Below are 7,387 nucleotides of genomic sequence, written 5' to 3' on the forward strand. Positions count from 1 at the left end.
TTCATACATACACCCCCTATTTTTCTTCCCTTTCCAACAGTATTGCAATTAATATAACAATACCCTTTACAGCCTGTTGGTAAAAGGGAGATACGTTTAATAAATTAAGTCCATTATTGATTATTCCCATTATTAGAGCTCCAAAAATAGTGCCAACGACACTACCCTTTCCACCGGTTAAACTCGCTCCTCCTAAAACAACAGCTGCAATAGCATCTAATTCATATCCTGTTCCAAATGTAGGTTGGGCACTATTAAGCCTGGCGGTTAAAAGTATAGCGCTTAGCGCTGATAAAATTCCACTAATCATATATATAACTATTTTATATTTAACAACTTTAACCCCACTAAGTTTAGCTGCCATTTCATTTCCGCCAATTGCATATGTATATAATCCTAATTTTGTATTTGATGATATATACCATATCAAAGTAAAAGTACCTAACATAATTATTATAGGATAAGGTATTCCGAAAAAATCTCCTCTTCCTATAACTCTAAAACTTGAAGAAAACCCTGAGATAGGCATTCCCTGAGTATATACTAATGTTAAACTTCTACCAATAGCCATAGTTGCTAGTGTTACAATAAATGGTTGGATTCTCCCTTTTGCTATAATAAATCCATTAACAAATCCCATCAATGCGCCTATAACTAATGCTGTTATTATACCTAAAAAGATAGAACCAGTTTTTAAAACAGATGCCATTATAACTGCAGATAGTGCAAAAATAGATCCAACAGATAGATCTATGCCTCCTGATATTATAACCATAGTCATACCAAAAGCCATTACCGCCTGAATAGAAACCTGTCTAAAGACATTAATTATATTAGATATTGTAAGGAACCTATCACTTAAAATTGAAAAAAATATTGAAATACCTATAAAACCAACTATTGCTGGATATTCTTTCATTTTTTTCAAAATAATTTTTCCATTCATTAAATATCAACTCCAGTAGCTAACTTTAAAATGTTTTCCTGATTTATGTTTTTTTGTTCTAATATTCCCATACTTTTACCTCTATGCATAACCATAACTCTATCGCACAAACTTACTATCTCAGGTAATTCTGAAGATATAAAAATTACAGCATTTCCTGAATTAGCTAAATTATTAACTATATTATAGACTTCTACTTTTGCTCCAACATCTATACCCCTTGTCGGTTCAACCAGAAAAACCACTTTTGGATTTCTTTTTAAAACTTTGGATAATACAACCTTTTGCTGATTTCCTCCAGATAAATTTCCAGCTTTTTGTTTGTATGATGTTGCTTTGATAGAGTACTTTTTAATTTCATCTTTTGCAATTTTTTTAGCTTTTTTCCAAAATAATATACCATACTTTTCAATTAATTTAATATTTTGGATTATTATATTTTTCATAATATCTAATTCTAATATCAATCCCATGCTTTTTCTATCTTCTGGAACCAGTGCTATACCATATTCTAAGGCTTTGTTAGGGTTATCTATTTTTTTTATTTTTCTATTATTAATTATTAAACTTTCCCATTTTGCTGGTATATATCCATAAATGGCTAAAGGAATTTCGGATTTTCCAGATCCTACTAATCCAGCTATTCCAAAGATTTCACCTTCTTTTACATCAAATGAAACATCTCTAACTACATTTCCCACTTTAAGTTTTTTTATAGAAAAAATTACTTTATTTTCAATTTTATTATATTTAGGAAACATCTCGTCTATTTTTCTTCCAACCATCATATTTATAAGATCTTCCTGTGAAAAATTATCTACAGAACCACTACCAATATATTTCCCATCTCTTAAAACAGTAACTTTATCGGCTATTTCAAAAACTTCTTCTAATCTATGAGAAATAAAAATAATACCTATTCCATTATTTTTTAACTCTTTTATTATTTTAAAAAGATTTTTAGTTTCATGTTCAGTTATAGCTGCCGTTGGTTCATCCATAATAATAATTTTTGAGTTCAAGGATAAAGCTTTTGCTATTGATACTAATTGTTTTTCTGATGTATTTAAATCTTTTACAATTGTTTCAGCTTTTATATTAAAATTATTAGCTGTTAAAATTTTTTGAGCTTCATCAATTAACTGTTTTTTATTTACAAAGAATTTATTTATATTTCCAATAAAAATATTTTCTGCTACAGTTAAATCCTCAAATAAATTTAATTCCTGATGTATGGTAGCGATTCCACGATTTATTGCTTCTGAAGGATTTGAAAAAGAAATTTCTTCGTCATTATAAATTATTTTTCCTTTATCAGCTTTTATTACTCCTCCTATAATTTTTATCAGAGTGCTTTTTCCAGCTCCATTTTCACCTAACAAGGCATGAACTTCACCAGGATTAAGTTTAAAATCTATATTATCCAAAGCTAAAACACCGGGGAATTGTTTTGTCACTTTTATTAATTCTAATAACATTAAAATATCACTCCTGAAACAAAAATAGCGTTAAAATAAGGTTTATTTTCACCAGTTCTAATTATAGCTTTACAATTAGTAGAAAGTTTTTTTAGATTTTCGTGAGATACAAACTCAATATTTTTATTAAACTTTTTAATTAAATTTATAAAATCTTCAGATGATTCTTTAGCAATAATAATTTTTTCTATATGTAATTCTTTTAATAGAATTTTTGTAACCTGTTCGAGTGTTGGAGTTCCGATATCTACTACTAAATCAATTTTTTTAATATCTTTTGAAATTGGAAAACCCATATCTACAACAGCAATAGTATCAGTATGTCCCATGGAAGCAATTACAGAAGAAATTTCAGAATTAAATATTCCTTTTTTTTTCACCGCATTCACCCCTTTCAAAAAACGTTCTTGAAAACGTTTTCTGAAATAAGAATAACATACTTTACATATTATTCAAAATCCAATAACAAAAAATAAACAGAGATTTGAACCAATTATCTCTAAATAGAAGTCTTTTTTAATTTTATATTAATATTATTTAATTTTTATTAATAAAATTTTCCTTATACTCTGGGCATATTGCTTTGAAATTACACCATTTACAATTATACTTTGAAGGTTTTGCTTGAAAATAGATTTCGTCTTTTGGGATATTTCTTTTTTTATCCTTTAAATAAGATTCGAGGATTTTTATTCTTGATTTAATATGCTCTTCTACCTTTAAAATATCATCTTTGTTATATTTTTTTTCTTCAGAAATACCCTCCAGCAAATATTCATTTATCAATGTGATTTTTTCTAAATTAATAGTATAATTCTTATAAGCATATAATGCATATAATTTTAATTGAAAGTCATCATCTTTTGATTTTTTACCAGTTTTCCAATCAACAATGATAACTTCACTACCTTTTTTATACATAAAATCAATTATAGAATATATTTTATAATCATCAATAAAAAAAGAAGAAAAATTATTTTCTTTGTCTATTTCCATTATTTTTATACCGTTTTGTATATCTTTTAACGTTTTAGAATTATAATAATTTTGAAGCAAAATTTTAGTTTTTTCTTTTATTTTTTTTCCAAATTCATTTTCAAATATATTTCTATTTTTATAATAAATAGAATAAAACATAACTATACTTTTAGGATTTTTCTCCCATTCTTTTTGATACTTTTTTGAATAATATACAGCTTTATTAAATTCATATCCAATATTTTTCAATGCCATTTTTAAATCAGGAGTTTTTAAAGCTGTTATGTTATTAGCAATATAATCGTGTATTAAAGATCCTAAAAATTGTTCAATAGTTGTTAGTTTACTTAGTCTATAGGCCATTTTTGACCTTTCTGGTGCCGTTTTTTCCCAACCGCCCCATATCAGAAATTTAGAATAATAATATGCCCTTGGGCATTTCGATAATAATTTGTCTTTTGAAAATGACCAGGATTTTTCCGGATATTCACCAATCATATTATCCCACCTTTCGATACTTTATTATAACAAAATTATGCTATTATAAAAAAAGAAAGGAGATACAATATGAATTATTTAGAATTATTATACGAAGCTATTGATTTAGAAAAAGAAGCCGAAATAAAAACTATGATTAATGAAATAAAGTTATATGGAAAAAATAGAGAAAAAATAGGACGAGCTATAAACAATTTAAAAGGTAAATTTATAAGAAAAGAAATTGGGGGAATATATTTAATTAAATTTGGAAGAGAAGAGCCTTTTAAAACAGATATTTCTGTTGGAGATGTTGTATTGATTAGCAAAGGTAATCCTTTAAAAAGCGATTTAACAGGTTCTGTTACAGAAATTGGAAATAAATATATTGTTGTATCTTTTTCAAATAGGCCACCTATCTGGATCCAAAAATCAAAAAACATTAGAATAGACTTATATTTAAATGAAATAACTTTTAAACGTATGCAGAATGCAATTTTAAAACTTCATTATAGTGAAGGAAAGCTTAAAATTTTAAAGTCTATTATTTTAGGTAATAAGAAACCAAAACAACCTGAAAACGTAAGTTTATCTTTTTATGATAAAGATTTAAATGATTCGCAAAAAAAGGCTGTGAAAAAAGCAGTTGGCAGTAAAGATATTTTTCTAATACATGGTCCTCCAGGTACAGGAAAGACTCGAACTCTAACAGAAATTATTATGCAAGAAGTAAAAAATGATAAAAAAGTTTTAGCAACTTCCGATTCAAATGCTGCAACAGATAATTTGTTATTTAATCTTATACGTTATAAAGATATAAAAGTATGTAGATTAGGTCATCCGAGTAGAATAGATAAAGATTTAATATCCCATTCATTATATTATGTCGTTGAAAATCATGAAGATTATAAAAAAATTGAAAAAATCCGTGAAGAAGCTCTTAATTTATCAGAAAAAAGGGATAAATATAAAAAGCCTATTCCTCAAATAAGACGAGGACTAAGTGAGCAGCAAATAGAAAAATACGCCTTAAAAAATCGTGGAACAAGAGGAATTTTTCCTGAAGACATGAAGTCAATGTATGAGTGGATAAAACTTAACAACGAAGTTCAAAAACTTTATAATCTTGCAGAGGAATCAGAAGAAATTCTGGTAAAAAAAATTATAAGTAGTTGTGATGTAATCATAAGTACAAATAGTTCTGCTGGTATTGAAGAACTGGATAATATTACATTTGATACTGTTGTTATAGATGAAGGTTCTCAGGCAACTGAACCATCATGTTATATACCAATAGTTCGTGGGAGAAAATTTATAATAGGTGGAGACCATAAACAACTTCCTCCAACAATTTTAAGTGAAAAAGCAAAAAAGGTATTATCAAAAACATTATTTGAAAGATTAATAAAAAAATATCCAGAAAACTCTTCTATATTGACAGTTCAGTATAGAATGAATGATAAAATAATGCAATTTTCTAATAAAAAGTTTTATAATGGAATATTAACAAGCAGTAAAAATATTAAAAATAGAACTATATATATTAATATCGACAATTATCCGTATAATAAAATATTAAGCAAAACACCTCTGATTTTTGTTGACACCTCTGAAATTCAAGAAAAATATGAAGTGATAAAAAAAGGGTCATCATCAAAATACAATCCATTAGAAGCAAAAATAGTTATAGAAATTAGTAGAATTCTGGATAAAAACAATATCGATTATGGAATTATTTCACCATATAAAGATCAGGTGAAATATTTAAAAGAAAAAATAAATAATACAGTTAATACGGTTGATGGATTTCAAGGTAAAGAAAAAGATGTTATTATATTTTCTTTAACAAGAAGTAATGAAAAAGGTTTAATAGGTTTTTTAACAGATGAAAGAAGATTAAACGTGGCAATTACAAGAGCAAGAAAAAAATTAATCGTTATAGGAGATATATTAACAATAACCAATTATTCATTATTTAATGATTTTATAAAATATATCGAGCAAAATGGAGAAATTATTAAGTTAAAAAAATCTGATTACGATGTCTAAAAAGTAAAGTCGCTCAAACCTTGATTGTTAATCCTTAAAAATAGCTCATTCTCGCCGGCCATATCAGACTTACATCCATGTTCTGTATTTTGCATCCGTGCAAAATTGACCGACTTCATTTTACGCTTAGATTTTTTAGATATAAAAAATCTAAGGTAAATAGTTTTTTTAATATTTTATAGAAAACAAAAATTTTTTATAAAATCAAAATTATTTTAACCAATACCCGCGATAGCGTGTAAGGACAATCTGCGAATTTTCGCTTGCTTTTTACTAATTGGATACCCTAATTTTTAGAATTAACAGGTATATTAGTAACATGGCTTTATATAATTCCATATTCTCGTGAGAATATATAAAAACAGTTTTTTGTAAGATACATTTATGCTATAATAATATTAAGAAAAAACAAATGTGGAGATGATGAAAATGAAAAAATTACCAATAGGAGTACAGGATTATAAAAAACTAATAATAGAAAATTATATATATATAGATAAAACAAAATATATATTAGAATTAGCAAATTCCGGAATACCAACCTTTCTCTCAAGACCAAGAAGATTTGGTAAAAGCTTAACAGTATCAACATTGTATTATTTATTCAAAGGAGAAAAAGAATTATTTAAAGATACATGTATATATGACAAATGGGAATTCAAGGAATATCCTGTAATAAAACTCGATATGTCAGATAATACACTAACAACATATGATGAATTTATAGATTCACTTAATGAAAGAATTGAAGAATTATATAGAGAATATGATATTTCACCAATAAAAAATAATTTACCAACAAAATTTGGGCATTTAATAACAGAATTAAGTAAAAAATACAAAGAAAAAACAGTAATACTCATAGACGAATATGAATCACCAATATTAGAATATATAAACAATAAAGAAAAAGCAGAAGAATTTAGAGCATTTTTAAGAGAATTCTATAAAAAAGTAAAAACAAAGGATGAATACATAAAATTTGTATTTATAACAGGTATTACAAAATTCACAAAAACAGGTGTATTTTCAGCACTTAATAATTTAAATGATATATCGTTAAATAAAAAATATGCAACAATGTTGGGTTATACACAGGAAGAACTTGAATATTATTTTGAAGATTATATAAAAGAAACAGCAAAAGAAATAGGAATAACAGAACATCAATTATTAAAAGAAATGAAAAAATATTACAATGGTTTTTCCTTTGATGGAGAACAATTTGTATATAATCCATTCTCCATATTAAAGTTTTTTGAAGAAAAAAAATTCAGAAATTACTGGTTTGAAAGCGGCTCACCATCATTTCTATCAAAATATATAGAAGACAAAAAAGTAACCTATGAGGATTTGGTAAAAAACACAGTAAGTGCAATGGATTTCTCAATAAGAGAAATAGAAGATGCAAATGCAAATATATTCTTTACACAAGCTGGATATCTAACATTTAAAGGAA

At 26.2% G+C, this 7,387-nt stretch carries 6 protein-coding genes; 2 read left to right on the forward strand and 4 right to left on the reverse strand.

Annotated elements, in window-relative coordinates; genetic code table 11:
• Positions 1-16: 16 nt before the first annotated feature.
• From X275_RS01950 to X275_RS01965, 4 genes are all read right to left on the reverse strand, one after another.
• Complete coding sequence (locus tag X275_RS01950; RefSeq protein WP_047266450.1) at positions 17-946, reverse strand: ABC transporter permease; 930 nt, start codon at positions 944-946, stop codon at positions 17-19.
• Positions 946-2,424 carry a sugar ABC transporter ATP-binding protein gene (locus X275_RS01955; RefSeq protein ID WP_047266451.1) on the reverse strand — a complete coding sequence of 493 codons (1,479 nt, stop codon included), beginning with the start codon at positions 2,422-2,424 and terminating at the stop codon, positions 946-948. Before X275_RS01955 ends, X275_RS01950 begins: the two co-directional genes overlap by 1 nt.
• Complete coding sequence (gene rbsD / locus X275_RS01960) at positions 2,424-2,804, reverse strand: D-ribose pyranase (RefSeq protein WP_047267274.1); 381 nt, start codon at positions 2,802-2,804, stop codon at positions 2,424-2,426. Before rbsD ends, X275_RS01955 begins: the two co-directional genes overlap by 1 nt.
• Before the next feature lie 157 nt (positions 2,805-2,961).
• A complete protein-coding gene (locus X275_RS01965) occupies positions 2,962-3,900 on the reverse strand; it encodes a PD-(D/E)XK nuclease family protein (RefSeq protein ID WP_047267275.1) in 939 nt (312 codons plus the stop codon).
• A gap of 69 nt (positions 3,901-3,969) precedes the next feature.
• Between X275_RS01965 and X275_RS01970 the strand changes: the two genes are divergently transcribed.
• Together X275_RS01970 and X275_RS01975 are read left to right on the forward strand one after the other, a co-directional pair.
• On the forward strand, positions 3,970-5,928 hold the full coding sequence (locus X275_RS01970; RefSeq protein ID WP_047267276.1) for an IGHMBP2 family helicase: 1,959 nt from the start codon (positions 3,970-3,972) through the stop codon (positions 5,926-5,928).
• Between the two features lie 429 nt (positions 5,929-6,357).
• Positions 6,358-7,387 (forward strand): ATP-binding protein (locus tag X275_RS01975; RefSeq protein ID WP_047267277.1); only part of this gene is annotated, 1,030 nt, incomplete at its 3' end.

Origin of the sequence: Marinitoga sp. 1197 (assembly GCF_001021165.1) — a bacterium.
Classification (GTDB): Bacteria; Thermotogota; Thermotogae; order Petrotogales; family Petrotogaceae; genus Marinitoga.

What these genes read in the sequence shown, in the direction of transcription:
- X275_RS01950 (WP_047266450.1), bottom strand. Translation starts at nt 946, where the DNA reads ATGAATGGAAAAATTATTTTGAAAAAAATGAAAGAATATCCAGCAATA.
- X275_RS01955 (WP_047266451.1), bottom strand. Translation starts at nt 2,424, where the DNA reads ATGTTATTAGAATTAATAAAAGTGACAAAACAATTCCCCGGTGTTTTA.
- X275_RS01965 (WP_047267275.1), bottom strand. Translation starts at nt 3,900, where the DNA reads ATGATTGGTGAATATCCGGAAAAATCCTGGTCATTTTCAAAAGACAAA.
- X275_RS01970 (WP_047267276.1), top strand. Translation starts at nt 3,970, where the DNA reads ATGAATTATTTAGAATTATTATACGAAGCTATTGATTTAGAAAAAGAA.